21 protein-coding genes, 1 tRNA gene and 1 pseudogene are annotated in these 26,659 nt (G+C 66.9%); 8 read left to right on the top strand and 15 right to left on the bottom strand.

All coding sequences use genetic code 11. The annotated features are described in order from the left end of the window. Position 1 precedes the first annotated feature (1 nt). The 6 genes from AC1DF4_RS16310 (at position 2) to AC1DF4_RS16285 (ending at position 7,268) form a co-directional block, all read left to right on the top strand. The gene (locus tag AC1DF4_RS16310; protein ID WP_476913853.1) at positions 2–1,141 is read left to right on the top strand and encodes a DUF4331 family protein; all 1,140 of its coding nucleotides are present in this window, start codon (positions 2–4) and stop codon (positions 1,139–1,141) included. Positions 1,142–1,143: 2 nt separating this feature from the next. Next, complete coding sequence (locus AC1DF4_RS16305; protein WP_476913852.1) at positions 1,144–2,484, top strand: Dyp-type peroxidase; 1,341 nt, start codon at positions 1,144–1,146, stop codon at positions 2,482–2,484. 26 nt (positions 2,485–2,510) lie between these two features. Next, positions 2,511–3,377, top strand: a complete 867-nt coding sequence (locus AC1DF4_RS16300) for an enoyl-CoA hydratase/isomerase family protein (RefSeq protein ID WP_476913851.1) — start codon at positions 2,511–2,513, stop codon at positions 3,375–3,377. A gap of 25 nt (positions 3,378–3,402) precedes the next feature. Beyond that, the gene (locus tag AC1DF4_RS16295; protein ID WP_476913850.1) at positions 3,403–4,482 is read left to right on the top strand and encodes a sulfite oxidase; all 1,080 of its coding nucleotides are present in this window, start codon (positions 3,403–3,405) and stop codon (positions 4,480–4,482) included. A gap of 157 nt (positions 4,483–4,639) precedes the next feature. Beyond that, on the top strand, positions 4,640–5,311 hold the full coding sequence (locus AC1DF4_RS16290) for a GAP family protein (RefSeq protein ID WP_476913849.1): 672 nt from the start codon (positions 4,640–4,642) through the stop codon (positions 5,309–5,311). A 721-nt stretch (positions 5,312–6,032) separates the two neighbouring features. After that, a complete protein-coding gene (locus tag AC1DF4_RS16285) occupies positions 6,033–7,268 on the top strand; it encodes a DUF2254 family protein (RefSeq protein ID WP_476913848.1) in 1,236 nt (411 codons plus the stop codon). A gap of 1,438 nt (positions 7,269–8,706) precedes the next feature. Here AC1DF4_RS16285 and AC1DF4_RS16280 read toward each other — a convergent pair. After that, positions 8,707–8,788: transfer RNA gene (locus tag AC1DF4_RS16280), tRNA-Leu, on the bottom strand. A gap of 205 nt (positions 8,789–8,993) precedes the next feature. Between AC1DF4_RS16280 and AC1DF4_RS16275 the strand changes: the two genes are divergently transcribed. Continuing rightward, positions 8,994–9,599, top strand: a complete 606-nt coding sequence (locus tag AC1DF4_RS16275; RefSeq protein ID WP_024368455.1) for an ANTAR domain-containing response regulator — start codon at positions 8,994–8,996, stop codon at positions 9,597–9,599. Between the two features lie 65 nt (positions 9,600–9,664). Here AC1DF4_RS16275 and AC1DF4_RS16270 read toward each other — a convergent pair whose 3' ends face one another. From AC1DF4_RS16270 to AC1DF4_RS16260, 3 genes and pseudogenes are all read right to left on the bottom strand, one after another. Further along, the gene (locus AC1DF4_RS16270; RefSeq protein WP_476913899.1) at positions 9,665–10,048 is read right to left on the bottom strand and encodes a DUF202 domain-containing protein; all 384 of its coding nucleotides are present in this window, start codon (positions 10,046–10,048) and stop codon (positions 9,665–9,667) included. Then, positions 10,048–10,191 (bottom strand): hypothetical protein, encoded by a 144-nt coding sequence (locus AC1DF4_RS16265; RefSeq protein WP_476913902.1) that lies wholly within the window; start codon positions 10,189–10,191, stop codon positions 10,048–10,050. Before AC1DF4_RS16265 ends, AC1DF4_RS16270 begins: the two co-directional genes overlap by 1 nt. Positions 10,192–10,264: 73 nt before the next feature. Further along, positions 10,265–10,360, bottom strand: a pseudogene (locus AC1DF4_RS16260) (DUF202 domain-containing protein); the annotation flags it as partial. 213 nt (positions 10,361–10,573) lie between these two features. Here AC1DF4_RS16260 and AC1DF4_RS16255 point away from each other — a divergent pair. Then, positions 10,574–11,014 (top strand): DUF302 domain-containing protein, encoded by a 441-nt coding sequence (locus AC1DF4_RS16255; RefSeq protein WP_476913847.1) that lies wholly within the window; start codon positions 10,574–10,576, stop codon positions 11,012–11,014. A gap of 87 nt (positions 11,015–11,101) precedes the next feature. Here AC1DF4_RS16255 and pyk read toward each other — a convergent pair whose 3' ends face one another. The 11 genes from pyk to hisI all read right to left on the bottom strand — a co-directional run bounded on the left by pyk (position 11,102) and on the right by hisI (position 26,574). Beyond that, the gene (pyk, locus tag AC1DF4_RS16250) at positions 11,102–12,601 is read right to left on the bottom strand and encodes a pyruvate kinase (protein WP_441407004.1); all 1,500 of its coding nucleotides are present in this window, start codon (positions 12,599–12,601) and stop codon (positions 11,102–11,104) included. Between the two features lie 72 nt (positions 12,602–12,673). Then, on the bottom strand, positions 12,674–14,131 hold the full coding sequence (locus AC1DF4_RS16245; protein WP_476913846.1) for a glutamate synthase subunit beta: 1,458 nt from the start codon (positions 14,129–14,131) through the stop codon (positions 12,674–12,676). Further along, on the bottom strand, positions 14,124–18,734 hold the full coding sequence (gene gltB, locus AC1DF4_RS16240; protein WP_476913845.1) for a glutamate synthase large subunit: 4,611 nt from the start codon (positions 18,732–18,734) through the stop codon (positions 14,124–14,126). Before gltB ends, AC1DF4_RS16245 begins: the two co-directional genes overlap by 8 nt. A gap of 265 nt (positions 18,735–18,999) precedes the next feature. Continuing rightward, entirely contained in the window at positions 19,000–20,343 is a 1,344-nt protein-coding gene (gene lgt / locus AC1DF4_RS16235; protein ID WP_476913844.1) for a prolipoprotein diacylglyceryl transferase, read from the bottom strand. Between the two features lie 4 nt (positions 20,344–20,347). Next, complete coding sequence (gene trpA, locus AC1DF4_RS16230; RefSeq protein ID WP_476913843.1) at positions 20,348–21,181, bottom strand: tryptophan synthase subunit alpha; 834 nt, start codon at positions 21,179–21,181, stop codon at positions 20,348–20,350. Further along, the gene (gene trpB / locus AC1DF4_RS16225; protein ID WP_476913842.1) at positions 21,178–22,500 is read right to left on the bottom strand and encodes a tryptophan synthase subunit beta; all 1,323 of its coding nucleotides are present in this window, start codon (positions 22,498–22,500) and stop codon (positions 21,178–21,180) included. Before trpB ends, trpA begins: the two co-directional genes overlap by 4 nt. A gap of 97 nt (positions 22,501–22,597) precedes the next feature. Next, positions 22,598–23,416 carry an indole-3-glycerol phosphate synthase TrpC gene (gene trpC / locus AC1DF4_RS16220; protein WP_476913841.1) on the bottom strand — a complete coding sequence of 273 codons (819 nt, stop codon included), beginning with the start codon at positions 23,414–23,416 and terminating at the stop codon, positions 22,598–22,600. 2 nt (positions 23,417–23,418) lie between these two features. Then, on the bottom strand, positions 23,419–23,709 hold the full coding sequence (locus tag AC1DF4_RS16215; protein WP_476913840.1) for an HGxxPAAW family protein: 291 nt from the start codon (positions 23,707–23,709) through the stop codon (positions 23,419–23,421). Between the two features lie 87 nt (positions 23,710–23,796). Beyond that, a complete protein-coding gene (locus AC1DF4_RS16210) occupies positions 23,797–24,432 on the bottom strand; it encodes a Trp biosynthesis-associated membrane protein (protein ID WP_476913839.1) in 636 nt (211 codons plus the stop codon). Further along, a complete protein-coding gene (locus AC1DF4_RS16205; RefSeq protein ID WP_476913838.1) occupies positions 24,429–25,994 on the bottom strand; it encodes an anthranilate synthase component I in 1,566 nt (521 codons plus the stop codon). Before AC1DF4_RS16205 ends, AC1DF4_RS16210 begins: the two co-directional genes overlap by 4 nt. A gap of 88 nt (positions 25,995–26,082) precedes the next feature. Continuing rightward, positions 26,083–26,574, bottom strand: a complete 492-nt coding sequence (hisI, locus tag AC1DF4_RS16200; protein ID WP_476913837.1) for a phosphoribosyl-AMP cyclohydrolase — start codon at positions 26,572–26,574, stop codon at positions 26,083–26,085. Positions 26,575–26,659: the final 85 nt, after the last annotated feature.

Here is a 26,659-nt window from a genome sequence, read left to right as displayed (position 1 = left end):
CATGTCCGATCACATCTCGGGCCCCCGGGCGCTGGCCAACGCGATCGCCGACATCACGGATGTCTTCGCGTTTCCGAGCCCGGACCGGGCGAATCATCTGGTCCTCGTGATGAACACCCTGCCGTTCGCGAAGGTTTCCAACGCGTTCTCGGAGGGCCTCATCTACCGGTTCCGGCTGCGACCCCTCACGGCAAATACGGCCGGCGATCAGGCGCCGTTCTCAGCCGGCCCCGAAGTGGGCGCCGAAGAGTTCGTGTTCGACTGCGTGTTCTCCCCGCCGACCAGCGCGGACGCGCAACCCTTCGAGCAGGAGGGGACCTGCACCACGCCCTCCGGCGAGTCCGTCTCGTTCCGCGTCAATGACGAGGATGGCGGATCCGGACACGGCGTGCGGCTGTTCGCCGGCGCGCGCTGGGATCCGTTCATCCTCGATGCTCCCGCTGCCCTGAAGACGGTCGCGACCGGCCAACTCGCCTTCGCTGAGCTCGGGGCGATCTACATGGACGGCAAGAACGTCCTCGGGCTGGTCGTCGAGATCGACACTGCGCTGCTGGGGGGCGCCACGCTCGTCGGCGTCGTCGCCGAGACGCTGACGCGTGGCACGTTCAACGTGCGTATCGAACGCGTCGGGCGCCCCGAGGTCAAGAACCTGATGCTCGGGCCCAAGCAATTCGATCCGGTCAATCAAGACCTCGAGATCCGCGACCTGTACAACATGGAGGACGCGTTCCACATCCAGCACGGCTACGAAGGTGCCTACCGGGCACGGCTTAACGCCAACCTCGCCTTCTGGGACGGCCTCGATGGGAGGACCGACTGGCCGACGAACGGCAACGGCCATCCGCTGACCGAACTCGTGCTCGCCGACTACCTGGTCCTCGACCTCACCAAGCCCTACCAGGAGAAGGGCTCATTCCTCGAGATCGAACTCGCCGCCCGCCAGGGCCGGGCCCACGAGACCTGTGGTGGGCGGGCGATTAATGACGACGTCATGGACAAATTCTTCACGACGCTGATCAACGCCGGCAACGGACCGGTCATCAGCGATGGAGTCGATAAGTCCTCCCGGCCGGCCTCGCGCAGCTTTCCCTACCTCTCCCCTCCCAACCCCGACCCGCCCGAGAAGCCGGAACACCACTGACCATGCCCGGGAACGACAGGGTCACCCTCGAGCTCGACGACATTCAGAGCGGTGCACTGCACGAGCGCCCCTCACCGTACGTCGGCAGCTACCTGCTGCTGCGGATCGATGACCGCCCCGCCGGGCGTCAACTCGTCCGGCGGCTGCAGGCGGTCGTCGACACGGGCACGCCATCGCCCGATCCCGCGCACGACGCGTGGATGACCGTCGCGTTCACGTATCCCGGACTCAAGGCGCTCGGGGTACCGCAGAGCTCGCTTGACAGCTTCCCGGCTGAGTTCCGCGAAGGGATGGCTGCGCGCGCGACGGTCCTCGGAGACGTCGGCGAGAGCAGCCCGGAGCATTGGGAGAAGCCGCTCGGCACGGCCGAGGTCCATGTCGCCATAGCGGTGCTCGCGCCTGACCTCGCCCGGCTCGAGGCCGTCGCCGAAAGGGCCCGCCGCGCCCATCAGGAGCTGGACGGCATCACGGTCCTCTGGCGCCAGGACTGCTACCAGCTCCCGACCGGGCGTACCTCGTTCGGCTTCAAGGACGGTATCGGCCAGCCAGGGGTCGAGGGCAGCGGCAGGGCGCCATCGAACCCGCACGACCGGCCGCTGAAGGCGGGAGAGATCATCCTCGGATACCCGGACGAGACGGGCGATTTGCCGCCGATGCCGACCCCGGACATCCTGGGCCGAAACGGCACCTATGTCGTCTTCCGGAAGTTGCACACGAAGGTCGCTGCATACCGGCAATACCTCCGCGCGAAGGCCGCGGACCGCGAGGACGAAGCACTACTCGGTGCGAAGATGGTCGGGCGTTGGCAGGGCGGAGCCCCGCTGGCGCTCTCCCCGCAGCGGGACGACCCGGAGCTCGGCAGCGACCCGCGGCGGAACAACGACTTCCTCTACGGCGACGATCCCCGCGGCTTCAAGTGCCCCGTGGGCGCCCACGCACGCCGAGCGAACCCGCGCGACGCCCTTGAGAGCGACGGCAGCGTCGACGTCCGCCTACACCGCATGATCCGGCGCAGCACGAGCTACGGCCCGGCGCTTCCCGATGGAGTGCTGGAGGACGACGGCGCGGACCGCGGCATCATCTTCGTGTGCGTCGGCGCGCACATCAAGCGCCAGTTCGAGTTCGTCAAGACCCAATGGCTCAATGACGGGATCTTCATCGGCGCCCCGAATGAAGCGGACCCGTTCGTGGGCTCGGGCGATGGCACAACCAGCTTCACGATTCCCCGGCGGCCGATCCGGCGCCGGCTGCAGGACCTTCCCCCCTTCGTGACCGTGCGCGGGGGTGAGTACTGCTTCGCCCCGAGCCTGTCGGCGATGCGCTGGCTGGCGGAGCTACCGTGACCCGTCCCGACAAAGGAGAGCACGCCATGAGCACGACCCCCGCGGGCACCGATCGCTGGAAGAAACTCGATTTCGCCCGGCCCGCCGCCGATGCCGAGGAACCCGAGGCTTCCGTCCTCGTCGACTATCGCAAGGACAACCAGATTGCGGTGATCACACTCAACCGGCCGCACGCCGACAACGCGATCACGACCGAGATGGGCGCCCGCCTGACGGAGATCGTCGAAACGATCGCCGTCCGCACCGCCGTGCGGGTCGTCGTACTCACAGGCGCCGGTGACCGGGCTTTCTCCGTCGGCAGCGACCTGCGGCAGCGCAACAAGATGACCAAAGAGGACTGGCTGCGCCAACGGCAGGCTTTCGATCGCACGCTGTACACCGTGAGGCAGCTGCGCAAGCCGCTCTTCGCCGCCGTGAACGGGATCGCCTACGGAGGCGGGTGTGAGCTCGCCCAGAGCTGCGACTTCGTCATCGCCTCCGAGAACGCCACCTTCGGGCAACCCGAGGCGATGCTCGGCCTCTCGGCGGGCGGCGGCTCACCGGTGTTCCTGCCGCGACTCCTCGGACCCGGAAGGGCCATGCAAATGCTCATGACAGGAGACCCGCTAACAGCGGCCGAAGCGCACCGCCTGGGCATGGTCAACGAGATCCATCCGCAGCACGAGCTGGCGGACGCGGCGGAGCGGATTGCGCAGAAGATCGCGAGCAACTCCCCGACCGCTGTCCAAGCCGTCAAACGGGCCGTGCAACTCGCGGAGGGGCAGCCGGTGGAGCAGGCCATCGCGATCATGATGGAAGCGCACTGGCGCTCGGCCGTCCATCCCGACCGCATCGAAGGCATCGGCGCCTTCAACGACGATCGCGAACCCGTCTTCCGCGACGCAGACTACTGACCAAGACCCACGAGGAGGATTAGCCATGGAAATGACCGACGATCTCCGCGCCGCGCGTGCCGCTCTGCAGATGATCAACCCCGCACCGTACAACGCCGAAGCGCCGCCCGCGGCCCTCGCCAGCGAGATCACCCCCACAGAGCTCCACTACGTCCGCAGCAACTTCGCGCTGCCCGCCCACGACGGAACGCTCGAGATCGGCGGCGCGGTGGGCCACCCCCTGACACTGACGCTCGACGAGCTACGGGCCATGCCGGCGCACGAACGGGCGGTCACGCTCGAATGCGCCGGGAACGGGCGGCTGGAAATGCGTCCGCTGCCCACCGGTGAACCCTGGGGTGACTACGCCGTATCGACCGCGCGCTGGAAGGGCGCCTTCCTGCACGAAGTACTGGCACAAGCGCATCCGGCCGCCAACGGCGTCGACGTACGCTTCGAGGGCGCCGACCACGGCGCCTACCACCTCACCCCGGTGCTCGCCGACACCAGCAAGGACAACCTGAGTTTCGCCCGCGCGCTGCCCCTGGCCCACGCCGCCGATCCGGCCGCCGAGATACTCATTGCGTACGAGATGAACGGCGAGCCACTGGGCCAGGACCACGGGTCGCCCTTCCGACTCATCGTCCCTCACTGGTATGCCGTGGCCTCCGTGAAGTGGCTCAAGCGAATCGATGTCCTAACCGAGAGGTTCGTCGGCGAGTTCCAGACCGGGCACTACATGTACGAATGGGCAGACCGTTCACCGGAACCCGTCGACATCATGCGCGTACGGGCGCGCATCACCGCTCCGGCCGCCGGATCGACCATCGCCGCCGGCACGCATACGGTGCGGGGCAAGGCCTGGTCCGGTACGGGCCCGGTGACACGCGTCGATGTCAGCCTCACGGGCGCAGGCGAGTGGTACGCGGCCACCCTTGAACCCCCGTCAGGCCCCTACCAGTGGCAGGAATGGTCGTTCGACTGGAAGGCCCACGACATCGGACGCCACACCCTGCGCGTCAGGGCTACAGACGCGGCTGGAAACGTCCAGCCAGAAGTCCCGCCGTGGAACCGGCTCGGCTACGGCAACAACGCCGTCGAGGTGGTCTACGTCGACGTCAACTGACTTCGAGGCGCCGATGGTCCCGGGGCGGGGCAAATGATTGTGAGCGAAAGCGTCCGCTGCTACCCGAGCGGGACACCGGCTATGTCGTCCCTGGTCGCGGCTCGCCCTGGGTTCGAGCTGTCACCGACTGTCGCCGACCGCGCGAAGGGAAGCTTTCATGGGAACCGTAATCGGGGAGATTCTCCCTTTGGCGCTCGGCATTGCGATAAGCCCCATCCCGATCATCGCCGCGATTCTCATGCTTCTGTCCCCGAAGGCGAAGGCCGTGAGCGTGGGCTTCCTCGTCGGCTGGGTCGTCGGCATCATCGCCGCCGTCGCAGTCTTCACCCTGCTCAGTGGCCTCATTCCCGAGGAAGACCCAGCAGCCTCCAAACCGATCGCGGGGACCATCAAGATTCTCCTGGGCGCTGGACTTCTCGTCCTCGCGGTACGGCAATGGCGCAGTCGCCCGAAACCCGGCGAAAAGACGACACTTCCCAAGTGGATGGCGGCCATCGATACCGTGACGCCCGGGCGCGCGACCTTCCTCGGTTTCCTCCTGGCAGCGGCAAACCCAAAGAACCTTCTGATGGCCATCGCGGCCGGGCTCGTCATCGGCGCCGGCGGACTCACCGGCGGCGAGGAATCCCTGGCAATCGCCATTTTCGTGTTCATCGCGGCCAGTACTGTAGCAACCCCGGTGATCGCGTACCTCATTGCGTCGAAACGGATGACTGCGCCGCTCGAATCGCTGCGTGACTGGCTCGTGCAGAATAACCCAACAGTCATGACGGTCCTTCTGCTCGTGCTCGGCCTGGTGGTCATTGGTAATGGGATCGGAAGCCTCTGAAGCGAGGGAACTGGGACTACATGAGGCGCCCCTATCCGGCCGCGGACTCGGGGTCTCCCGCATTGCTCTCCAACCCAGACAGCCACCGCAGGGCACGCAGACCTGGGACGAAAATGTACTCGCCACCTCGGTGAAGACCAGACGGGGTACGTCTTAGAGCCGCCGACTGATGGATTAGTGCGGGCTGTTGAACGGCCCGCTGCCATCGTTCGGCCCGGCCGTCGGTCCTTTCCATCGGGAGCAGCGACGAACAGACCCTCGTAGAGCCACTCGGTCCTGACGAACTCGAATTGCCGTTTGAGGTGGGTCCTGACGGCGACAAAAATGATGCCGCGGTCGACACCGTCGTCCTCGGGTTCGCCTTATTGGAAGCATCGGGCCGTAGCTCGCGCCCCGTCAGATCATTCGGTGCGGCCGGGAACTCCATCGATCGTGGCGTCGCGCCGGTTCTCCCTAGGGCGTGGGCTCCGACCGGACGCTTGAGGCCAACGGGGTCATCGGCTCCGTAGAGAAAGACGTGACATGCAGCGGGTCGGCGCCAAAGGTCCGGACACGTGACTTGGCCTGCCGAGAAGGCCAAGATTCTAAGTTCCTGACGTGGGACACTGGGGAGGTTCCATGCATTCCCGTCGAACGCGCGATCCGCGCGCCAGCCGGTCAGACTGATTGCGGGTCCCTGGGAGGTTGTGATGCCCGTCCTGCACCACAGGGCCACAGCGCGATGATCGGCCGCGACGGCCCGGCGAGGGCGTTCTCGTCCCGCGGTGCCCCCCGGCGGTTGCTGCGTGCACGGCGCCGACTGCGTGCCGGCCTTGCGCAACTGTTCTGCGCGCTGACCGGACTGGCCCTGGGCCTTGCGCTGCCCCGGGTATCCGGTGGACCCACCGTGGACGGAAACCGGCTCTCCGAGCTTCTGTTCACCCTCGGTATCGGGGTGATCGGCGTGGTCAGTATTGTCTTCGCGCTGCTCTTCGGGGCAGTGCAATGGTCCGCCAGCAGCTTCTCGCCACGGTTGAACCTCTTCCACGGTGACCCCCTCGTGTGGCGCACCTTCGCGTTGGCCGTCGGCGTCTTTACCTTCGCCGTGACCGCCGGTGTGGTCAGCATCAACTTGGGCGAAGTGACCGCCCTCGTACCGGGCACAGCGATCCTCGCCACGCTTGTCACTTTTGGGCTGATCCGGGCATTGCAGATTCGAGCATTTCTGTCGCTCCAGCTGGCATCTGTGCTGGACGCCGTGACCTCGCGCGGCCGCGCCGTGATCGCTGCTGTTTACCCGTTGCGATCCGTCCCGAAGGCCGCGACCGACGAGCCTTCCGCGCAGCTGCCGGAGCTGCGGCGCACCGTTACCTGGGCCGGCGCGCCCGGTGTTGTTCAGCAGCTTGAGCTACGGCGGCTGATTGATGCGGCCGCGCGAGCGGACGCGCTGGTGGTGTTCTGCGTCGGCGTGGGAGACACCGTACATGATGACTCGCCGCTTGCCGACGTCCACGGAGGTGAGCTGAGCGACCAGGTAGTGCGGGCGTCAGTGGTGCGCGGGGCCGAGCGGTCCTTCGACCAGGACCCGATGCTGGCTTTCCGGTTGCTTGCCGATATCGCGCTACGGGCGCTGTCCCCCTCGGTCAACGACCCGGCGACCGCGGTGGACGCCATCGACGCTACCGAGGGGCTGTTGCGGGCGGTGGCGAAGAGGGAGCTGGCAGTCGGGGACGTGACTGATGCCGCCGGTGATACGCGGGTACGACTGGTGCTGCCCACCTGGGAGGACTATCTGCGCATCGCAATCGAGGATCTTTTGCAGTTCGCGACACCGTTCACCATGGTGCTCGATCGCCTTCGGCGGTTGCTGGTCAATCTGCTCGAGGTCTGGCCTGCCTCTCACGCTCCCCTCCTCCAGCTCCAGGGCCAAGTCAACGCCGCCCTTCTCACAGCGCAGCCGAAGGCGCCACGAGAATGAGTGGCACCCCCGGTCGATCCCCTCATGGAGGCTCATCGCTGTCGCTGAGGGTGCGGCAGCATGACCATGCGGAGTCTCATAGCTACTCCATAGGGCGTCTGGCCGAGAAACTGGTGCTGGCCCGTTACCTCCAAAGGCTGATCGAGGCGCAATCGACACCTTGCAGGGGACTCGATTCGCGAATAAATCGTCTCGGTAGCCGAACCCTCAATGGATCAGCATCGTGTCTTTCGGGCTTCGATCAATGGTTCAGCTGGCGGCGCTTATCGAATCTGCGGCTGACTTCCAAGCAAACAACCCATAGGGCCACGACGAGCAAAGTGTCTCTGTTCCGTTCGCAGCCATCCTGAACGAGGCAAGGATGTATGGAAATGCGAATACCAAGAAGGCGGTACCGACGAGGGCGGTGATAGTAGCCCTAGCGTTCATCTTGTATCCTCTCTACGCTGGCCCACTCCTGGGCGCCCTCGCGAACTTCGTATCCACTGCTCACAGCGTATCGCCGCGCGTCAAGACCCCTTCGGCCAGCATCATCGCCAACGGGTGTCCCCTTTAGAGCCCTCCAACGGTCCTGTGAGCCGGTCCTTCACCGGCGCAAGTGCCAGCCAGAATTTCCAGGTCACGATCGCCGGGTTCCCGCGGTCGGTCGATTCCCATAAGACCCGCCCGCAAAATGCCCGGTGAGGGGGGCGAAACGGAACATTCAACACGATGACCGGACTCCTCACCTGATACGCCCTCGTATCCTCGAACGACCACCTCGATGGCACCGGCGATCGGTAATGATCCGGTCTGGGTTGTCGCCGCGCTGCTCGCCCAGCACGCGTTGACACCGCGGAGGCCAAGATCGTCGGGATCTGATTGAGGGCAACGTGGCCAGCCCCAGCGCCAAAACAGCGAGGGCAGCGATGCCGGATACCAGAAGCCGGATGCGGCGATGACGGGAAAACGATGGCTGCGGCGGCGGGTTAACTTTTTGGGAAGACCGTGGCGGCGAAGCCCACCGGTTCCTGCAAATCGCCCTCGAGGCCGGCCCGCCTACTCACCGGCCAGGCTTAGCGAGCTCGTGATCAGCTCCGGATCGGTTGCCATGTCATGCCGTTCCCTCCGCATTCCTGCATGAACAGGTATCAGAGCGGAAATTCCGGACCGGCCGCAACCCTCGGTCGGTCTAAAGAACAATCAGCAAGTCATGTTGTACGCGGCCCTAGCCACCATGAAGTGGTGAAGACGAAAGCCCAACGGAAGGACAAACGAGAATGAACACCCAGAAGAGACCCTGCAAAGGGGCACCCGGTCCGCCGTAGAGAGCAGCTCCCCTACACAACCGAATAGGCCTTCCGGGTCCCCACACACCCGGAAAATCAGATCAGAGGCGGGAGTGTGCACAATGTGCACACGAAAAACATCCAAAAAGCCCCTGAACAGGGAAAACACGTGCCCGAGGTGGGACTCGAACCCACACACCTTTCGATACCGCATTTTGAGTGCGGCGCGTCTGCCAATTCCGCCACTCGGGCGCGGAGTACACCGGTGTAACAATCACTCAGCCACAGTGCTGTGAGCAACGCGATCGCTTCCAGTGCGCGAAATTACTCTACATGCAGATAGGCTGAATTCCAGAATCGCGCCAGTGACGCCGCATCGAACATAACCGGTCCAAGTACACCAGCGGACAGAACCTAAGATGGTCCTGTTCCCGCCGTACCTTTCCAAGGAGTTCCCGTGTCAGAACAGACGGAGTCAAACCCCACGTCCAAGCCGGCGCGCCGCGTGGTTGTCGCCGAGGACGAGACCCTCATCCGGCTCGACATCATCGAGATCCTGCGGGGCGAGGGCTACGACGTCGTCGGCGAAGCGGACAACGGCGAAAAAGCCGTGCAGCTCGCCGAAGAACTGAAGCCGGACCTCGTCCTCATGGACGTCAAAATGCCCGTCATGGACGGCATCTCCGCCGCCGAGAAGATCGTCAAGGCCCGGATCGCCCCCGTGGTCCTGCTGACCGCGTTCAGCCAGAAGGAACTCGTCGAACGCGCCCGCGACGCCGGCGCCATGGCCTACGTGGTCAAGCCGTTCACCCCCGCCGACCTCATCCCCGCCCTGGAGATTGCGCTCTCGCGCCACGAGGAAATCAAAGCCCTCGAAAGCGAAGTGACCGACCTGCAGGAGCAGTTCGCCACCCGCAAGCTCGTCGAGCGCGCCAAGAGCCTCCTGACCACCAAGATGGGCCTGACCGAGCCTGAGGCGTTCCGCTGGATCCAGAAGACCTCCATGGACCGCCGCCTCAGCATGCGCGAGGTCGCCGAGACCATCATCAACCAGGTCAACTAGCTCACAACTCTCCCCGGGACCCGGGAGGCTGCACCCGCAGCCTCCCGGGTCCCGGCCGTTTAACGCTAGTGCGCCAGATGCTCGCCGAGACGCAACGCGGCAACGAGCGCCATGATTCCGCCGGCAAAGGTGGCCCCGGCCATCAAGGCCGGCAAGACTCCCCCGCTGAGCGCCACCCTGTCGCTCCCGGATGACGTAAGCATCGTGTGGATGCGGCGGTAGCGCCGGTGGGTGAGAACAAGCGCCACCAATGACACGCCAGCCCCCAGCGCGGCCGGAATGAGCGCCCACGAGCCCAAAACCTCGGGCAGGATGCGCAAAGCCGCCAGGGATGCGACGGAGACGGCCAGCGCCGTCCGGCGCCAGGCCAGAGCGGTCCGTTCCGGCTGCAGTCCCGCGTCGAACGGACGGCTGCCTTGGCTGCGTTCGGACTCAGCACCGCCGGCCATCAGGCGAGGACTACGCCGAGGAAGACCAGGATCCCCGCCACCGAAACGGCGGCCCCGATCGGGAATGTGAGCCGGGCGGCCGGCAGCGGCCTGTCGAGGCGCAGTGCGCGCTCGATCTGCATCCAGCCAAACCAGGCCTGCACGGGCGCCGCAATCCCCGGCGGCGATGAGGACAATGGACGCCGAAAGGCGCAGCCCGTCCTGAAGATTCAGTCCCAGCGCATCCAGGGCGACGCCGCTGGCAATCAGCGCCAGTGAGGTCCGAATCCAGGCCAGGAAGGTGCGTTCGTTGGCGAGGCTGAACCCGGGCATCCGGATCTGATCCCTGGGAAAACAGGGCCGCCGGAAATCGTCGTGTTGCGTCAGTCATGGCGCTTTCTGGTTGAAGGGGTGCCCACCGGGCCGCTGATGCCCTTTCGGGCCGGATCACCTGGGACCCGTCGAGCATTGCAGATACCACCCGGGGCAGTCAAACACCCCCGGGGGTATACACTGAGACATCGAAGACATCGAAAGGAGCACCGCATGAGCTACACCCACACCGTGACTCTCCCACTTCCCTGGGAAGAGTCAGTACAGCGGACCCGCGACGCCCTGGCCGAACAAGGCTTCGGAATCCTGTCCGAAATCAACGTCCGCGCGACCTTCGAGGCCAAGCTCGGCGCTGACGCGGCCGCCGCCGTCGGCGACTACGTCATCCTCGGTGCCTGCAACCCAGCCCTGGCCAGCCGTGCCCTCGCCGCCGAACCTGAACTCGGCGCGCTGCTGCCCTGCAACGTTGTGGTCCGCCGCGGCAAGGACGACGCCGTAACGACCATCAACGCCATCGACCCCCAGACAATGGTCCAGCTCAGCGACAGCGCTGCCGTCCGGGACGTGGCAAACGACGCAGACACCCGGCTCCGGAAGGCCCTTGCCGGCCTCGCCGAATCCGGGGCAGCGGCAGGTGCCGCGCCCCGGCCGTGACCGGCCGATTACCAAAGACAAAAAGGGAGGGTCCCCGCCGCGTGTGAAACGTGGCGGGGACCCTCCCTTTTGTCTGAAACTGAGCCGCTAAGCCTTAGCGCTCTTCTTCTTCTTTTCCGGCCAGGGGCCGAGCTTGTCCTTGGCGACCTCGGCTTCGCCGGTGCTGCCGGCGTCGGCCAGGTCGCCCACCTTGTGGACCTTCAGCATGTTCGTGGAACCCGCCTTTCCGGGAGGCGATCCGGCGGCGATGACCACCATGTCGCCGTCCTCCACGACATCGAGGCTCAGCAGGCTGCGGTCGACCTGCGCGGTCATCGCATCGGTGTGGTTCACCATCGGGACCAACACCGGCATGATGCCCCAGGTCAGCGCCAGCTGGTTCCAGACCTGCTCCACCGGCGTGAAGGCAAAGACAGGCCGGATCGGACGCAGCCGCGAGAGGCGCCGCGCTGAATCACCGGACTGGGTGAACGTACAGATGTACTTCGCATCCAGCTGGTCGGCGATTTCGACGGCGGCACGGGTGATGGCGCCGCCGCGGGTCTTGGGCTTGGTGCCCAGCGGGGGGACGCGCTCCAAGCCGTGGACCTCGGTGGATTCGATGATCCGGGCCATGGTCTTGACGGTCTCGATCGGGAACTTGCCCACGCTGGTCTCGCCCGAGAGCATTACGGCGTCGGCGCCGTCGAGCACGGCGTTGGCGCAGTCGGAGGCCTCGGCGCGGGTCGGGCGCGGGTTGTCGATCATGGACTCGAGCACCTGGGTGGCGACGATGACCGGCTTGGCCCAGCGGCGGGCCAGTTCAATGGCGCGCTTCTGCACGATCGGCACTTCCTCGAGGGGAAGTTCCACGCCGAGGTCGCCACGGGCCACCATGATGGCGTCGAAGGCGTCGATGATCTCGGGGAGCTGCTCGACTGCCTGCGGCTTTTCGATCTTGGCGATCACCGGGACGCGGCGGCCTTCTTCGTCCATGATTTCGTGCACGCGCTTGATGTCCGAGGCGTCCCGGACGAAGGAGAGGGCAACCATGTCCACGCCGCGGCGCATGGCCCAGCGCAGATCGTCCTCGTCCTTTTCGCTCAGCGCCGGAACGTTGACCGCAACGCCGGGCAGGTTGATGCCCTTGTTGTTCGAGACGTACCCGCCGACGATCACCTGCGCGACCACCTTGACGTCGTCGACGTCGATCGCGCGGAGTGCCACCTTGCCGTCGTCGATCAGCAGGGCGTCGCCGGGGTTGACGTCTTCGGTGAGGCTCTTGAGCGTCGTGGAGCAGATGTCCTTGGTGCCCGGGACGTCTTCGGTGGTGATGGTGAAGGTGTCACCGACGGCCAGCAGGTGCGGTCCGTCCACGAACCGGCCAAGGCGGATCTTCGGCCCCTGCAGGTCGGCCATGATGGCGACGGGCTTACCGAGCTGTCCTGCTGCCTTGCGGACGTTCTCGTACGTGGTGTCGTGCACCGCGTACTCGCCGTGGCTCATGTTCATGCGGGCCACGTCGACGCCGGCTTCCAGCACCGCGAGAGTGTTCTCGAAGCTCGCGATTGCCGGTCCGAAGGTGGCCACTATTTTAGCGCGTCTCATATACCTACCCTAGTAGTCGATTGCATGGATGAAGTTGTTGGTGGGTGTGACCGGCGGCCGCAGGGAGGCGGCCTAGAGAACGGCCATGGCCCGGTCGGTCGGCGCCACGGGGGCCGGAAGGATGGTGCTGCCCATCAGGAACTTGTCCACCGCGGCGGCGCAGGCGCGTCCCTCGGCGATGGCCCAGACGATCAGCGACTGTCCGCGGCCGGCGTCCCCGGCGACGAAGATGCCTTCCGTGTTGGTCATGTAGTAGCCGTCGCGGGCCACGTTGCCGCGGCCGTCGAACTCGGCGCTGACCTGCTCGGTAATCCCGGCCGGCTCCGGTCCGGTGAAGCCGAGGGACAGGAAGACCAGGTCCGCGGGGATGATCCGCTCGGTGCCGGCCTTCGGGAGGCGCTTGCCGTCGACGAATTCCGTCTCGGCCACCTTCACGCCCGTGAGCTTGCCGTTCTCGCCAACGAACTCCACGGTGGAGGCGAGGTAGGTGCGTTCGCCGCCTTCCTCGTGGGCGCTGGCAACTTCGAACAAAGTGGGGAACGTCGGCCACGGCTGGTGGCTGGCGCGTTCCGCCGGCGGCTGCTTGCCGATCGCCAGCGTGGTGACCGACGCGGCCTGGTGCCGGTGCGCGGTGCCGAGGCAGTCCGCGCCGGTGTCGCCGCCGCCGAGGATGACCACGTGCTTGCCGGCGGCGTTGATCTGGTTTTCCACCGTCTCCCCCGCCACCACGCGGTTGGCCGGGACGAGGTAGTCCATCGCGTAGTGCACGCCCTCGAGCTCGCGGCCCGGAATGGGCAGGTCACGCGGGACGGTGGCGCCGGTGGCGACCACGACGGCGTCGTACCGGCGGCGGAGCTGCTCCCACGTCACGTCGGTGCCGACGGCGACGCCGGTCCGGAAGCGGGTGCCTTCGGCCTTCATCTGCTCCAGCCGGCGGTCCACGTGCTCTTTTTCCATCTTGAAATCGGGGATCCCGTACCGCAGGAGGCCGCCGATCTTATCGTCGCGTTCGTAGACGGCGACGGTGTGGCCCACGCGGGTGAGCTGCTGCGCGACGGCGAGCCCGGCGGGTCCGGAACCGACGACGGCGACCGTCTTGCCGCTGAGGCGGGCCGGCGGCAGCGGGTTGACCCAGCCGTTCTCGAACGCCTGGTCCACGATCGAGACCTCGACCTGCTTGATGGTCACGGCGGGCTGGTTGATGCCGAGCACGCAGGACGCCTCGCAAGGTGCCGGGCAGAGGCGCCCGGTGAACTCGGGGAAGTTGTTGGTGGCGTGCAGCCGCTCCATCGCTTCCTCGCCCTTGTCCCGCCAGACCAGGTCATTCCACTCGGGAATGAGGTTGCCCAGCGGGCAGCCCTGGTGGCAGAACGGCACACCGCAGTCCATGCAGCGGCCCGCCTGTGCCTTGAGGACTCCCTTTTCCTGGGCCTCATAGACTTCCTTCCAGTCCATGATGCGGACCGGAACGGGACGGCGGGGCTGGGTTTCGCGCTGACGTACTTTCAGAAATCCGCGTGGATCAGCCACCGGTCACCTCCAGGATTCGAGACCAAACTTCTTCGCCGTCGGGGTCAAGGCCCTCTTCGATGGCGTCAAGACGGGTTTGCAGGACGGCCGCGTAGTCGCGCGGCAGCACCTTGGTGATGCGGGCTGCGGTGTCGTCGAAGTTCTCCAGCAGCCGGGCCGCGAGCAGCGACTCGGTCTCCTCGGAGTGCTTCACCAGCAGTCCATGGACAATGTCACGGTCCTCGGCGTCCAGTTCGCGCAGCTGCAGCTCACCGGCCTCCAGGGCCTGCTTGTTGACGCGTTCGGTCTGCAGGTCCAGGACGTAGGCCGTGCCGCCCGACATGCCTGCACCGAAGTTGCGGCCGGTGCGCCCGATGATGAGCGTCTGGCCGCCGGTCATGTACTCGCAGCCGTGGTCCCCGATTCCTTCGACCACCGCGGTGGCGCCGGAGTTGCGGACCATAAAGCGTTCGCCGACCTGGCCGCGCAGGAACATCTCGCCACTGGTGGCGCCGTAGCCGATCACGTTGCCGGCGATCACGTTGCGCTCCGCCGGGAAGACGTTGGTGCGGTCGGGCCGGACGATGATGCGTCCGCCGGAGAGGCCCTTGCCGACGTAGTCGTTGGAGTCACCGAACATCCGCAGCGTGATGCCGGCGGGCAGGAACGCACCGAGCGACTGGCCGGCGGTGCCGGTCAGTGTGATGTCGATGGTGTCGGTCGCCAGCACGTCCGTGCTGAACGTCTTCGTGACCACGTGGCCGAGCATGGTACCGACGGAGCGGTCCGTGTTGATGACGTCGACGGCGATCTTGACCGGGCTGCGGTCGCTCAGGGCTTCCGCGGCCATGCCGATCAGGCGCTGGTCGAAGTGCTTGTCGAGCTCGTGGTTCTGGCCGGTGAGGTTGCGCAGCGGGGCGTCGTCGTCGAACTCGAGTCCGTGCAGGATCGGGTCCAGGTCCAGCCCTTCGGCCTTCCAGTGGTTGATCGCCTCGCGGGCGTCGAGCATTTCGGCGTGGCCGATCGCTTCCTCGATGCTCCGGAAGCCCAGCTCGGCCAGGATCTCGCGGACTTCCTCGGCGAGGAATTCGAAGAAGTTGACCACGAATTCGGGCTTGCCGTTGAAGCGGGAGCGCAGCTCCGGGTTCTGCGTCGCGACGCCCACCGGGCAGGTGTCGAGGTGGCAGACGCGCATCATGATGCAGCCGGAGACCACCAGCGGGGCGGTGGCGAAACCGAACTCCTCGCCGCCGAGCAGCGCGGCGATCACGACGTCGCGGCCGGTCTTGAGCTGGCCGTCCACCTGCACCACTACACGGTCGCGCAGGCCGTTGAGCATAAGGGTCTGTTGCGTCTCGGCGAGGCCGAGTTCCCACGGCACACCGGCATGCTTGAGCGAGTTCAGCGGCGAGGCGCCGGTGCCGCCGTCGTGCCCGGAGACGAGGACGACGTCGGCCTTGGCCTTCGTGACGCCGGCAGCCACCGTGCCGATCCCGACCTCGGAGACCAGCTTGACGTGAACGCGGGCGGAGGGGTTTGCCCGCTTCGCGTCGTAGATCAGCTGTGCGAGGTCCTCGATCGAGTAGATGTCGTGGTGCGGGGGCGGAGAGATGAGCCCGACGCCGGGCGTCGAGTGCCGCGTCCGGGCCACCCAGGGGTAGACCTTCTGAGCCATCAGCTGGCCGCCCTCGCCGGGCTTCGCGCCCTGCGCCATCTTGATCTGGATGTCGTCGGCGTTGGTCAGGTACAGGCTGGTCACGCCGAAGCGGCCGGACGCGATCTGCTTGACCGCGGAACGGCGCTCGGGATCGAGCAGGCGGTCCACGTCCTCGCCGCCTTCACCGGTGTTGGACTTGCCGCCCAGCCGGTTCATGGCGATCGCCAGGGTTTCGTGGGCCTCCTGGGAGATGGAGCCGTAGCTCATGGCACCGGTGGAGAACCGCTTGACGATGCTGGAGACGGACTCGACTTCCTCGAGCGGGACCGCGGGGCGCAGCCCGGCCTTGAACTTCAGGAGCCCGCGCAGGGTCATGAGGTTCTCGGACTGGTCGTCCACACCGCGGGTGTAGGACTTGAAGATGTCGTACCGGCGCTCACGCGTGGCGTGCTGCAGCCGGAACACGGTCTCCGGGTTGAACAGGTGCGGTTCGCCGTCGCGGCGCCACTGGTACTCGCCGCCGCCCATCAGGGCCTGGTGGGGCTGCTCGATGCCGTTCTCGGGGTACGCCATCCGGTGGCGCGCCGCGACCTCGGCCGCGATGACGTCGAGGCCGACGCCGCCGAGCTGGGAGTGCGTGCCGGAGAAGTACTCGTCCACGAGGTCCTGGCCGAGGCCCAGGGCTTCGAAGGTCTGGGCTCCCGTGTAGGAGGCCACGGTGGAGATGCCCATCTTGGACATGATCTTCAGGACGCCCTTGCCGAGGCCCTTGATCAGGTTGTAGACGCCGTCCTGCGGGGTGACCCCAAGAACGTCGCCGGTGGAGATGAGCTGTTCCACGGATTCCATGGCCAGGTACGGGTTCACCGCGGAGGCCCCGTAGCCGATCAGCACGGCCACGTGGTGCGTTTCGCGGACGTCGCCGGCCTCGACCACCAGGGCGGTCTTGGTGCGGTTGGCGCTGCGCAGCAGGTGGTGGTGCACGGCGCTGACAAGGAGCAGGGACGGGATCGGCGCCCACTGGGCGTTCGAGTCGCGGTCCGAGAGGACGACGTACTGCACGCCGCGGTTGATGGCGCCGGAGACCTGCTCACAGATTTCGGTGAGCCGGGCACGGAGGGCGTTCTCGCCGCCCTCGGGGCGGTAGAGGCCGCGGACCTTCATGGCGACCTTGTCGCCGTCGGCGTTCTCGATGTTCGCGATCTTGGCGAGCTGGTCGTTGTTGATCACGGGGAACGGCAGCGAAACCTGCGGCTGGCGGACCTGCTTGGTGTCCAGCAGGTTGCCGTTGGGGCCGATCGCGCAGGTCAGCGACGTGACGAGTTCTTCGCGGATGGCGTCCAGCGGCGGGTTGGTGACCTGCGCGAAGGACTGCACAAAGTAGTCGAAGAGCAGCCGGGGGCGCTTGGAGAGCACGGCCACCGGGGTGTCCGAACCCATGGCACCGAGCGGCTCGGCGCCGGTGCGGGCCATCGGGCCGAGCAGGATCTTCAGTTCCTCGGTGGTGTAGCCGAAGGTGCGCTGGCGGATGTTGACCGAGGCGGCGGTGTGCACCACGTGCTCGCGCTCGGGCAGGTCCTTGAGGTCGATGAGGTTGTCCTTGAGCCACTCGGCCCAGGGGTTGGCCGCCGCGACCTCGGCTTTGACCTCGGCGTCGTCGATGATCCGCCCGGCGTCGGTGTCCACGAGGAACATCTTGCCGGGTGAGACACGGCCCTTCTTGACCACCTTGGAGGGTTCGACGTCGATCACGCCGACTTCGGAGGCGAAGACCACCAGGCCGTCCTCGGTGATCCAGTACCGGCCGGGGCGCAGGCCGTTGCGGTCCAGGGTTGCGCCGACCAGGCTGCCGTCGGTGAAGGAAACGGCGGCGGGGCCGTCCCACGGTTCCATGAGCAGCGAGTGGTACTCGTAGAAGGCACGGCGGGCGGGATCCATCGTGGCGTGGTTTTCCCAGGCCTCGGGGATCATCATCATGATCGAGTGCGTGATCGGCCGGCCGGAGAGCCAGAGCAGTTCCGCGACCTCATCGAAGGAGGCCGAGTCGGAGGCGCCGGGCGTGCAGATCGGGTACAGCTCTTCCGGCGAGTCCCCCAGCAGCGGGTTGGCGAGCTGGGACTGGCGGGCACGCATCCAGTTCCGGTTTCCCTTGACCGTGTTGATTTCGCCGTTGTGGGCGATGGTCCGGAACGGCTGGGCCAGCGGCCAGGACGGGAAGGTGTTCGTGGAGAAGCGCGAGTGGACGATCGCAAGCTTGGTCTTGAACCGCTTGTCTGAGAGGTCCGGGTAGAACGGCTCCAGCTGGGCTGTGGTCAGCATGCCCTTGTAGACGATGGTCCGGGAGGACAGCGACGGGAAGTACACGCCGAACTTGTTCTGCGCGCGCTTCCGGATGCGCCAGGCGCGGGAGTCGAGTTCGTTGCGCTCCAGCACTTCCCCGGTGCTGGAGGCAAAGAACGGCTGGGAGAAGTACGGCATGCAGGCCCGGGCCATCGCCCCGACCAGGTCGGCCACGATCGGCACTTCGCGCCAGCCAAGGACGGTCAGGCCCTCGTCCGCGGCGAGGCCTTCGATGCCGGCCTTGGCGGCGTCGGACTCGCGCTGCTCGGACGGGAGGAACGCCGTGCCCACCACGAACTGGCCGGCGGCCGGGAGTTCGAAGTCGGTGACGGCTCGGAAGAATTCGTCCGGGATCTGCATGAGCAGTCCGGCCCCGTCGCCGGTACCTTCGTCGGCGCCCACGGCACCGCGGTGCTCCAGGTTGCGCAGGGCTGTCAGGGCGGCGTCAACGATGTCGTACCCCGGCTCCCCCCGCAGCGTGGCGATGATGGCGAGGCCGCAGGCGTCCTTCTCCTGCTCCGGGTTGTAGAGTCCGGCCGCTTCGGGAAGCGCCGCGAAACGCTTGAAAGGTGACATGGCGGGCTGCTGGGGCTCGGACCAACTGGGGCTGTGCAGGGTTTGGGTCATGGGAGACGTCCTTCCTCCTGATCGTGCGTATGGGAGGGACAACATTGGCCCGCATCGGTGCGCCGGTGTGACGGGCACAACAAAGTGTTTTTTCTTATTCGAATTGTAGGTCAGAGCCGCCTTCTGCACTAACAGTTACGCGGCCGCCGGCCCGGGTTTGCGCGAACAACAACTGTCTGCTGTCCACTGCCTTCCCTACTGCCACGACGCTGTGGAAACGGGCTCTGCGAGGGGTGACTCCGCGGCCCGGTTTGCCGGGGCTGAGCTACTTGGTGCCCTCAGCTTCCGGCGCGGTTCCGGTGCCCTGGTGGCCGGTGGTTCCGGCCGCCGGTGCTCCCGTGGCGGGCTTGGTGCCGCCAGTGGATTCCTTTGACGCTTCAGCTGGGGCGGAAGCGCGGCCGGGACCGCTTTGGTTATCAGGGAGATTATCACGCGATTCACTATCTGAGACAGCAGAATCCGAATGCTGGACAGCGCCGCTGTGGGCAGAAACAGCGGCCGGAACGGTGGCCGGCTGCTTGACTGCCGCATCGTTCCCGGCCTCAGCGCGGGCACCCTCGGCCTCGTCATCTGTATCCGTTGATGCGTTCCCGTCGACGGCGGCCGCCGGCCCTCCGACGTCGTCGGCATCCCGTTCTTGGTCAGCATGCGCGGCGGCAGCTGCGTCGGCGTCGGCGTCGGCGTCGGCGGCAGGCTCAACCTCGGACGGTTCGCGGCCCGGGAGGTAGACGGTGTCGGGCTCGGTCCGCTTGCGCAGGCCGAGGATGATGAATGCGGCCAGCGCGCCCAGCAGGACAAAGATGCTGGTCCACACGTTCAGCCGGGTGGTGATGCCGAAGAGGTTGATCTGCTCGGCGTCGTCGATCCGCATCGCTTCGATCCAGACCCGACCCAGCGTGTAGTAGACCGCATAGAGGCAGAACAGGCGGCCGCGGCGGAAGCGGAACTTGCGGTCCAGCAGCAGCAGGATGCCGACGCCGGCCAGGTTCCAGAGGGATTCGTAGAGGAACGTCGGGTGGAAGAGCGTGTCCGCGGCCATGCCGGGCGGGAAGTTCGGGTTGTCGGCGTCGATCTGCAGGCCCCAGGGCAGGGTGGTGGGGCCGCCGAAGAGTTCCTGGTTGAAGTAGTTGCCCCAGCGGCCGATCGCCTGGGCCAGCAGCAGTCCGGGCGCCGCGGCGTCGAGGAAGGCGCTGAGCTTGACGCCCGCCCTGCGGCAGCCGATCCAGGCGCCCACGGCGCCCAGCAGCACGGCGCCCCAGATACCCAGTCCGCCGCGCTGGATCTGCGGGATCAGGGACAGGTCGCCGGTGCCGTCGAAGCCGGGGCCGAAGTACGCGTCCGGGGAGGACACGACGTGGTAGAGCCGGCCGCCGATGATGCCGAAGGGGATGGCCCAGATGGCGATGTCCCAGACGCTTCCCTCCGGGGCCCCGCGCTTGGCCCAGCGGACCGACGTGAGCCACAGTCCGGCGATGATGCCGAACAGGATGCACAGGGCGTAGGCGTGGATGCGCAGTGACCCCCACGGCAGCGGGATGTCGAATCCGGACCAGTCCGGGCTCGGAATGCTCGCGGGAATCATCGCTGCCGCGTGGAGGACTGACTGCATGTGCTTAGGCTTCTTCCTTGGTAAGGCCGGTGCTGAGGTCTTTCGTCAAGGACGCTACCGCATCCACGCCGCCGTCGCCGATGGCCACGACGAGGGCGGTGCCGACAATCACGCCGTCCGCGTAGGCGGCGATCTCACGGACCTGGTCGGCGTTGGACACGCCGAGGCCGACACACACCCGCTCGGCGCCGGCGGCGTGCGCGGCGGCAACAACATCCTTGGCCGCGGTGCTGACCGAGGTGCGGGCGCCGGTGACGCCCATGATCGAGACGGCGTAGACGAAGCCGCGGCTCGCCTCAACGGTGCGTTTCATGCGCTCCGGCGAGGACGACGGCGCCACGAGGAACACCCGATCCAGGCCGTACTTGTCCGAGGCCGCCATCCATTCGGAGGCTTCGTCGGGAATGAGGTCGGGGGTGATGAGCCCGGCTCCCCCGGCATCGGCCAGCCGGCGCGAAAATTCGTCCACGCCCATCCGGACCACGGGGTTCCAGTAGGTCATGACCAGCACGGCGGCGTCGGTCTTGCTGGTGATGCCGCGGACGACGTCGAAGACCTGCTTGACGTGGAAGCCCTTGGCGAGGGCCTCGGTGGTGGCGGCCTGGATGACGTGGCCGTCCATGACGGGATCGGAGTACGGGATGCCGATCTCGATCAGGTCGGCGCCGTTCTCCGCGAGGGCGATGCCGGCCGCGATGGTGTCCTCGACGGTGGGGTAGCCCGCGGGCAGGTAGCCGATCAGGGCCGCGCGGCCCTGGGCCTTGGCCCGGTCGATGGCCGCTGCCGATTTGCTGGCGCCCTGTGTGTCCTGGCCGGTGCTCGGTTCGACGTGGTTCACAGCTGTTCCCCCTCTTTGGCGATTTCGTGCTCGGGTGAATCCTTGTCCAGCAGGTCGAACCATTCCGCGGCGGTGGCCACGTCCTTGTCGCCGCGGCCGGAGAGGTTCACGATCACGATCTTGTCTGTGGCCTCGCCGGAGCCTTCGGCGGCGAGCCGCTGGCCGACCTTGATGGCGCCAGCCAGGGCGTGGGCGGATTCGATGGCCGGGATGATGCCCTCGGTGCGGCACAGCAGCCGGAATGCGTCCATGGCCTCGCTGTCAGTGATGGGCTCGTAGCTGACGCGTCCGATGTCCGCGAGGTAGGAGTGCTCCGGGCCGACGCCGGGGTAGTCCAGGCCCGCCGAGATGGAGTGCGATTCGATGGTCTGGCCGTCGTCGTCCTGCATGAGGTAGGAGCGGGCGCCGTGCAGCACACCGGGCTTGCCGAGCGTGATGGTGGCGGCGTGGCGGCCGGTCTCGACGCCGTCGCCGCCGGCCTCGAAACCGTAGATCCGGACCGAGGGATCGTCCAGGAAGCCGTGGAAGATGCCGATCGCGTTGGAGCCGCCGCCGATGCAGGCGCAGACGGCGTCGGGCAGGCGACCGGTCTGCTCCAGGATCTGGGCGCGGGCTTCCTCGCCGATGACCTCGTGGAAGTAGCGGACCATGGCCGGGAACGGGTGCGCCCCGGCGGCGGTGCCCAGCAGGTAGTGGGTGTTGTCCACGTTGGCCACCCAGTCGCGGAGCGCCTCGTTGATGGCGTCCTTGAGGGTCTGCGAACCGTTGGTCACCGGGATGACGGTGGCTCCGAGGAGCTCCATCCGGGCCACGTTGAGGGCCTGCCGGCGGCAGTCTTCGGCGCCCATGTAGACGACGCATTCCAGGCCCATGAGGGCGGCGGCGGTGGCGCTGGCGACGCCGTGCTGGCCGGCGCCGGTTTCGGCGATGACCCGGGTCTTGCCCATGCGCTTGGCGAGGAGCGCCTGGCCCAGCACGTTGTTGATCTTGTGTGATCCGGTGTGGTTGAGGTCCTCCCGCTTGAGGAAGATCCGCACGCCGCCGGCGTGCTCGGCGAAGCGCTTGGCCTCGGTCAGCAGCGAGGGCCGGCCGGAGTAGTTCTTGTTCAGTTCCGCGATCTGCGCGGTGAAATCGGGATCGGCCTTGGCCTTCTCGAAGGTGTCCTCGAGCTCATCCAGGGCCGCGATGAGTGACTCGGGCATCCATCGGCCGCCGTAGGAGCCGAAGTAGGGCCCGGGGGCGTGCCGCAGGGATTCTCCACCCTGCAGGAACGCGTCCACGGCGCTTTCGTCTGAGCCGGCTGCTGGCGCATCGACCATCAGTCTCACCATCCTGTTCCACTGCTAACTAGATCTTTGGTGCCACACGGAGGCGCTGCCGGCGTCCGGCCCGGGCGTTGCCCGGCCGGAGCGCGGGTCAGGAACGTGCGGCGATTTCTTCGGCTCCGGCGGACATGAATTCCGCGATCCGCTCCCGCGGGGTCGCGTCGCTGACGAGTGCTTCGCCGACGAGGACCGCGTTGGCGCCGTTCGCGGCGTAGTGCCGGACGTCGTCGACGCCGCGCACGCCCGACTCCGCGATGACGAGCGCGCCGGCGGGGATGCCTCCGGCGAGTTCGGCGAAGAGGGAACGGTCGACGTCGAGCGTCTTCAGGTTGCGCACGTTGACGCCGATGATCCGCGCTTCCGCGGCAACGGCCCGCTCGATTTCCTCGGCGGTGTGTGTCTCGACGAGCACGTTCATGCCGAGCTCGCGGCTGAGGGCGCTGTACTCGCGCAGTTGCGTGTCGGACAGGGACGCCACGATCAGCAGGATCAGGTCGGCCCCGTGTGCCCGGGCTTCCCAGATCTGGTACTCGTCGATCATGAAGTCCTTGCGCAGCAGCGGGATGTCCACGGCTGCCCGGACGGCGTCGAGATCGGCGAGGGAGCCGTTGAAGCGGCGCTGTTCGGTCAGGACGCTGATGGCAGCTGCGCCGCCGTCGGCATACTGCACAGCGAGGGAGGCCGGGTCCGCGATGCTCGCGAGATCGCCCTTGGAGGGGCTGCGGCGCTTGATTTCGGCGATGACCTTCAGCTGCCCGCGCGTGTCCGAAGGGCCGCCCAAGGCGGTCCAGGCGTCGCGGGCCGGCGTGGCCGCGGCGGCCCGCTCCTTCAGTTCCGCGAGAGTGACGAGGCGCTGACGTGCCTCCATATCCTCCCTGACACCGGCGTTGATGTCATCGAGAACAGTCACGCCTAGTGGCCGGAATTCTTCAGCTTGCTGCCGCCCACACCGTAGCCGGCCTTGCGCATGACGAAGCCGATGATCAGGCCGACCAGCATCACAACGCCGCCCACGATGAAGATCGTGGTGTTGGCGATGACGAAGGCGATGGACATGACGAGCGCGCCGGCGAGCATAACGAACACGGTGGTCCAGGCTGCCGGGCTGTTGCCGTGGCCGGTCGGTTCGCTGTGATCGATGTCGTCGTAGGAGTAGCCGGTTCCGGCAGCGGGCTTGGGGGCGGAAACAGGTGCGTTGCTCATTGAAATCTCCTCAGGGTGAATACTGCTTACATTCTGCCATTTATTGCCGGTCTTATTTGCCGGGTACTGGCCGCGCCCGGCATCGGCTCAGGTGGGATCGTCACCGCGGGACAACCGGTCCCAGCTGTCGATCTCGTCCGCCGGCCCGGCGGGCGCCGCGGAACCGCCGGCCTGCGTACCTGCTGCTGCGGTGTCATATTTCGTGCGTGACTTCCAGTAGCGGCCCGCCGGGATGATCAGCAGCGCGCTGAGCCCCAGCAGGGCCCCGGCGACGACGGCGAGGGCCGGGAAGACGGTGACGTCCACTTTTACGTCGCTGCCCGTGATGCCGGTGGCGGCGGCGATCGAGCCCTGGGCAGCGGCAAGCGGGTCCGCAATCACCACCGCGGCGGCGCTGACGATGCCGGCGGCGGCCAGCAGGATGAGCGCCGTGATGACCCAGCGGGCGATGCGGCCGGCAATCGACGCGGCCAGCCCGCCGGCGAGGGCCACCAGCGCCAGGGCCGTCACCGTGGTGGCCGCCTTGCTGCCCTGGACCTGCAGGCCGTCCTGGCTGTTGACGGCCTGGCCGAGCTGGGCCGGGTCCAGGTGGACAACCAGCCAGGTCTGCGTTGTGGTGCCGAAGACGGCCAGCGCCAGGGCGGCAATGGCCAGGACGAGGGTGGATTTCCGGGCCCAGCGGGGAACGGCGAGGCTGGTGCTCTTGACCGTGGCGCCGCTCATGACTGCGTCCCGGCATCGGAAATGGACTCGGCCGTAATGTTGCGCAATGACTGGGCCGTGTGGACGGCCCGCATCGGGGCGGCGGCCTTGTTGACGGTTTCCAGTGCCTCGGTGGCGTTGACGGAGTCGGCCACGATGCCGCCGCCGGCCTGGACGTAGGCGCGCCCTTCCCGCAGCAGGGCCGAGCGGATGGCGATGGCCATGTCCATGTCCCCGGCGAAATCGAGGTAGCCCACCACACCGCCGTAGATTCCGCGGCGGTGCGGCTCCAGCTCGTCGAGCAGGCGGAGGGCGCGGGGCTTGGGCGCGCCGGACAGCGTTCCGGCGGGGAAGGTCGCCTTCAGCACGTCGTAGGCCTTGGCGGCGGGCGCCAGTTTGCCGACGACTGTGGAGACGAGGTGCATGATGTGGCTGAAGCGCTCGACTTCCATGAACTGGGTGACGTCGACGGAGCCGGCCACACAGACCTTGGAGAGGTCGTTGCGGGAGAGATCCACCAGCATCAGGTGTTCGGCGCGTTCCTTCTCGTCGGCGAGGAGTTCCTCGGCCAGGGCCTTGTCCGCCTCGACGGTTTTGCCGCGCGGCCGGGACCCGGCGATGGGATGGGTGATGACCTCCTCGCCCGTCACGGCCACGAGCGCCTCCGGGGAGGAACCGACGATCGAGTACTGCCGGCCGGCGGCGTCCTCCAGACTGAAGATGTACATGTAGGGGCTGGGGTTCGTGTTCCGGAGCACCCGGTACACGTCCAGCGGGTCCGCGCCGCATTCCATTTCGAAGCGGCGCGAGATGACCACCTGGAAGACTTCGCCGTCGACGATCGCTTCCTTGCTGCGGTCCAGGGCGGCGAGATAGTCCGTCTCGTCCCAGCGTTCCTGCACGCTGGAGGCGAAGTCCAAAGCCGCCGGGTCCAGCACGGAGACCGGCTGCTTCACGGGCGTGCTGATCTGGGCCAGCAGTGCTTTGACGCGCGCGACGGCGTCGTGCCAGGCCTCGTCGACGCGGTCGGAGCTGTTGTCGAAGTTGATCGCGTTGGCGATCAGCAGCACGGTGCCGTCCATGTTGTCGTGCACTGCCATGTCGGTGACGAGGTTCAGCGCCATTTCGGGCAGGTCCAGGTCGTCCTCGGGCGGACTGGTGAGCTTCTCCCAGTGCCGGACGGTTTCCCAGCCGAGGAATCCGACCAGGCCGGAGGTGAAGGGCGGCAGATCGTCGAAGCGGTCGGTGCGGAGGGCCTCGACGGTGTCGCGGATCGCGTCCACCGGGCTGCCGCCCAACGGCACGCCGACCGGCGGTTCGCCGAGCCAGTGCGCCTGGCCGTCCTTGGTGGTCAGTGTGGCCCGGGACCGCGCGCCGATGAAGGAGTACCGGGACCAGGAGCCGCCGACGGCCGCGGATTCCATCAGGAACGTGCCGGGCTGTCCCTGGGCGAGCTTGCGGTACAGCCCAATCGGGGTTTCGGCGTCAGCGAGCACCTTCAGCCGGACTGGGATGACACGGCTGTGGCCTGCGAGTTCACGGAACTCCTCCAGGCCCGGGCTGATGATTCCAAGGTCCTGCATGGCTGTGGTTTCCGCCTGTTCTTTCAATGGTTCCGGAAGCTTCGGTCCCGAAGCCTCAAATGCTGTGCGTGCTGGTTCAGCCGGCAGTTCAGCTGACGACGACGTCGAGGTCCCGGCCGTCGAAGCAGGTGCGGGTTCCGGTGTGGCAGGCCGCGCCGACCTGGTCCACGCGGACCAGCAGCGCGTCGCCGTCGCAGTCCATCGCCAGGGACTTGACCCACTGCACGTGGCCGGACGTGTCCCCCTTGCGCCAGTACTCCTGCCGGGAGCGGGAGTAGAACGTCACCCGCCCGCTGGTCATGGTGCGGTGCAGGGCCTCGTCGTCCATCCAGCCCAGCATGAGCACCTCGTTCGTGTCGTACTGCTGCACGATTGCGGCGACCAGGCCTGCGCTGTCCCGCTTCAGGGCTTCAGCCAGGCCCGCGGGGAGCGGGCTTGCGGGCGCGTGCGTTATGGGTCCGGGGACGGTTCCATCAACAGCGTTTCCACTGGCGGCGTTTCCATCGAGGCGGGTTCCGTCGATACGGGTTCCGTCAGTAGGTGTTCCGTCAATACGGGCGGGGGCGGGCTGCTCAGACATCGTCTCAAGTCTAGTGCCTCGCGGAGGGGCGCCGCCCAGATCCCCGGCGCCCTGCTTAACATCGGCGTCACCACGGCATGAATCG

It is taken from the genome of Arthrobacter sp. 05N429 (assembly GCF_056397045.1).
This window is presented reverse-complemented; position numbering and strand designations above follow the sequence as displayed.

What these genes read in the sequence shown, in the direction of transcription:
- AC1DF4_RS16290 (WP_476913849.1), top strand. Translation starts at nt 4,640, where the DNA reads ATGGGAACCGTAATCGGGGAGATTCTCCCTTTGGCGCTCGGCATTGCG.
- AC1DF4_RS16295 (WP_476913850.1), top strand. Translation starts at nt 3,403, where the DNA reads ATGGAAATGACCGACGATCTCCGCGCCGCGCGTGCCGCTCTGCAGATG.
- AC1DF4_RS16305 (WP_476913852.1), top strand. Translation starts at nt 1,144, where the DNA reads ATGCCCGGGAACGACAGGGTCACCCTCGAGCTCGACGACATTCAGAGC.
- hisI (WP_476913837.1), bottom strand. Translation starts at nt 26,574, where the DNA reads ATGTCTGAGCAGCCCGCCCCCGCCCGTATTGACGGAACACCTACTGAC.
- lgt (WP_476913844.1), bottom strand. Translation starts at nt 20,343, where the DNA reads ATGCAGTCAGTCCTCCACGCGGCAGCGATGATTCCCGCGAGCATTCCG.
- AC1DF4_RS16270 (WP_476913899.1), bottom strand. Translation starts at nt 10,048, where the DNA reads ATGGCCGGCGGTGCTGAGTCCGAACGCAGCCAAGGCAGCCGTCCGTTC.
- AC1DF4_RS16210 (WP_476913839.1), bottom strand. Translation starts at nt 24,432, where the DNA reads ATGAGCGGCGCCACGGTCAAGAGCACCAGCCTCGCCGTTCCCCGCTGG.
- trpB (WP_476913842.1), bottom strand. Translation starts at nt 22,500, where the DNA reads ATGGTCGATGCGCCAGCAGCCGGCTCAGACGAAAGCGCCGTGGACGCG.
- AC1DF4_RS16205 (WP_476913838.1), bottom strand. Translation starts at nt 25,994, where the DNA reads ATGCAGGACCTTGGAATCATCAGCCCGGGCCTGGAGGAGTTCCGTGAA.
- AC1DF4_RS16215 (WP_476913840.1), bottom strand. Translation starts at nt 23,709, where the DNA reads ATGAGCAACGCACCTGTTTCCGCCCCCAAGCCCGCTGCCGGAACCGGC.
- gltB (WP_476913845.1), bottom strand. Translation starts at nt 18,734, where the DNA reads ATGACCCAAACCCTGCACAGCCCCAGTTGGTCCGAGCCCCAGCAGCCC.
- pyk (WP_441407004.1), bottom strand. Translation starts at nt 12,601, where the DNA reads ATGAGACGCGCTAAAATAGTGGCCACCTTCGGACCGGCAATCGCGAGC.
- AC1DF4_RS16310 (WP_476913853.1), top strand. Translation starts at nt 2, where the DNA reads ATGTCCGATCACATCTCGGGCCCCCGGGCGCTGGCCAACGCGATCGCC.
- AC1DF4_RS16300 (WP_476913851.1), top strand. Translation starts at nt 2,511, where the DNA reads ATGAGCACGACCCCCGCGGGCACCGATCGCTGGAAGAAACTCGATTTC.
- AC1DF4_RS16255 (WP_476913847.1), top strand. Translation starts at nt 10,574, where the DNA reads ATGAGCTACACCCACACCGTGACTCTCCCACTTCCCTGGGAAGAGTCA.
- AC1DF4_RS16285 (WP_476913848.1), top strand. Translation starts at nt 6,033, where the DNA reads ATGATCGGCCGCGACGGCCCGGCGAGGGCGTTCTCGTCCCGCGGTGCC.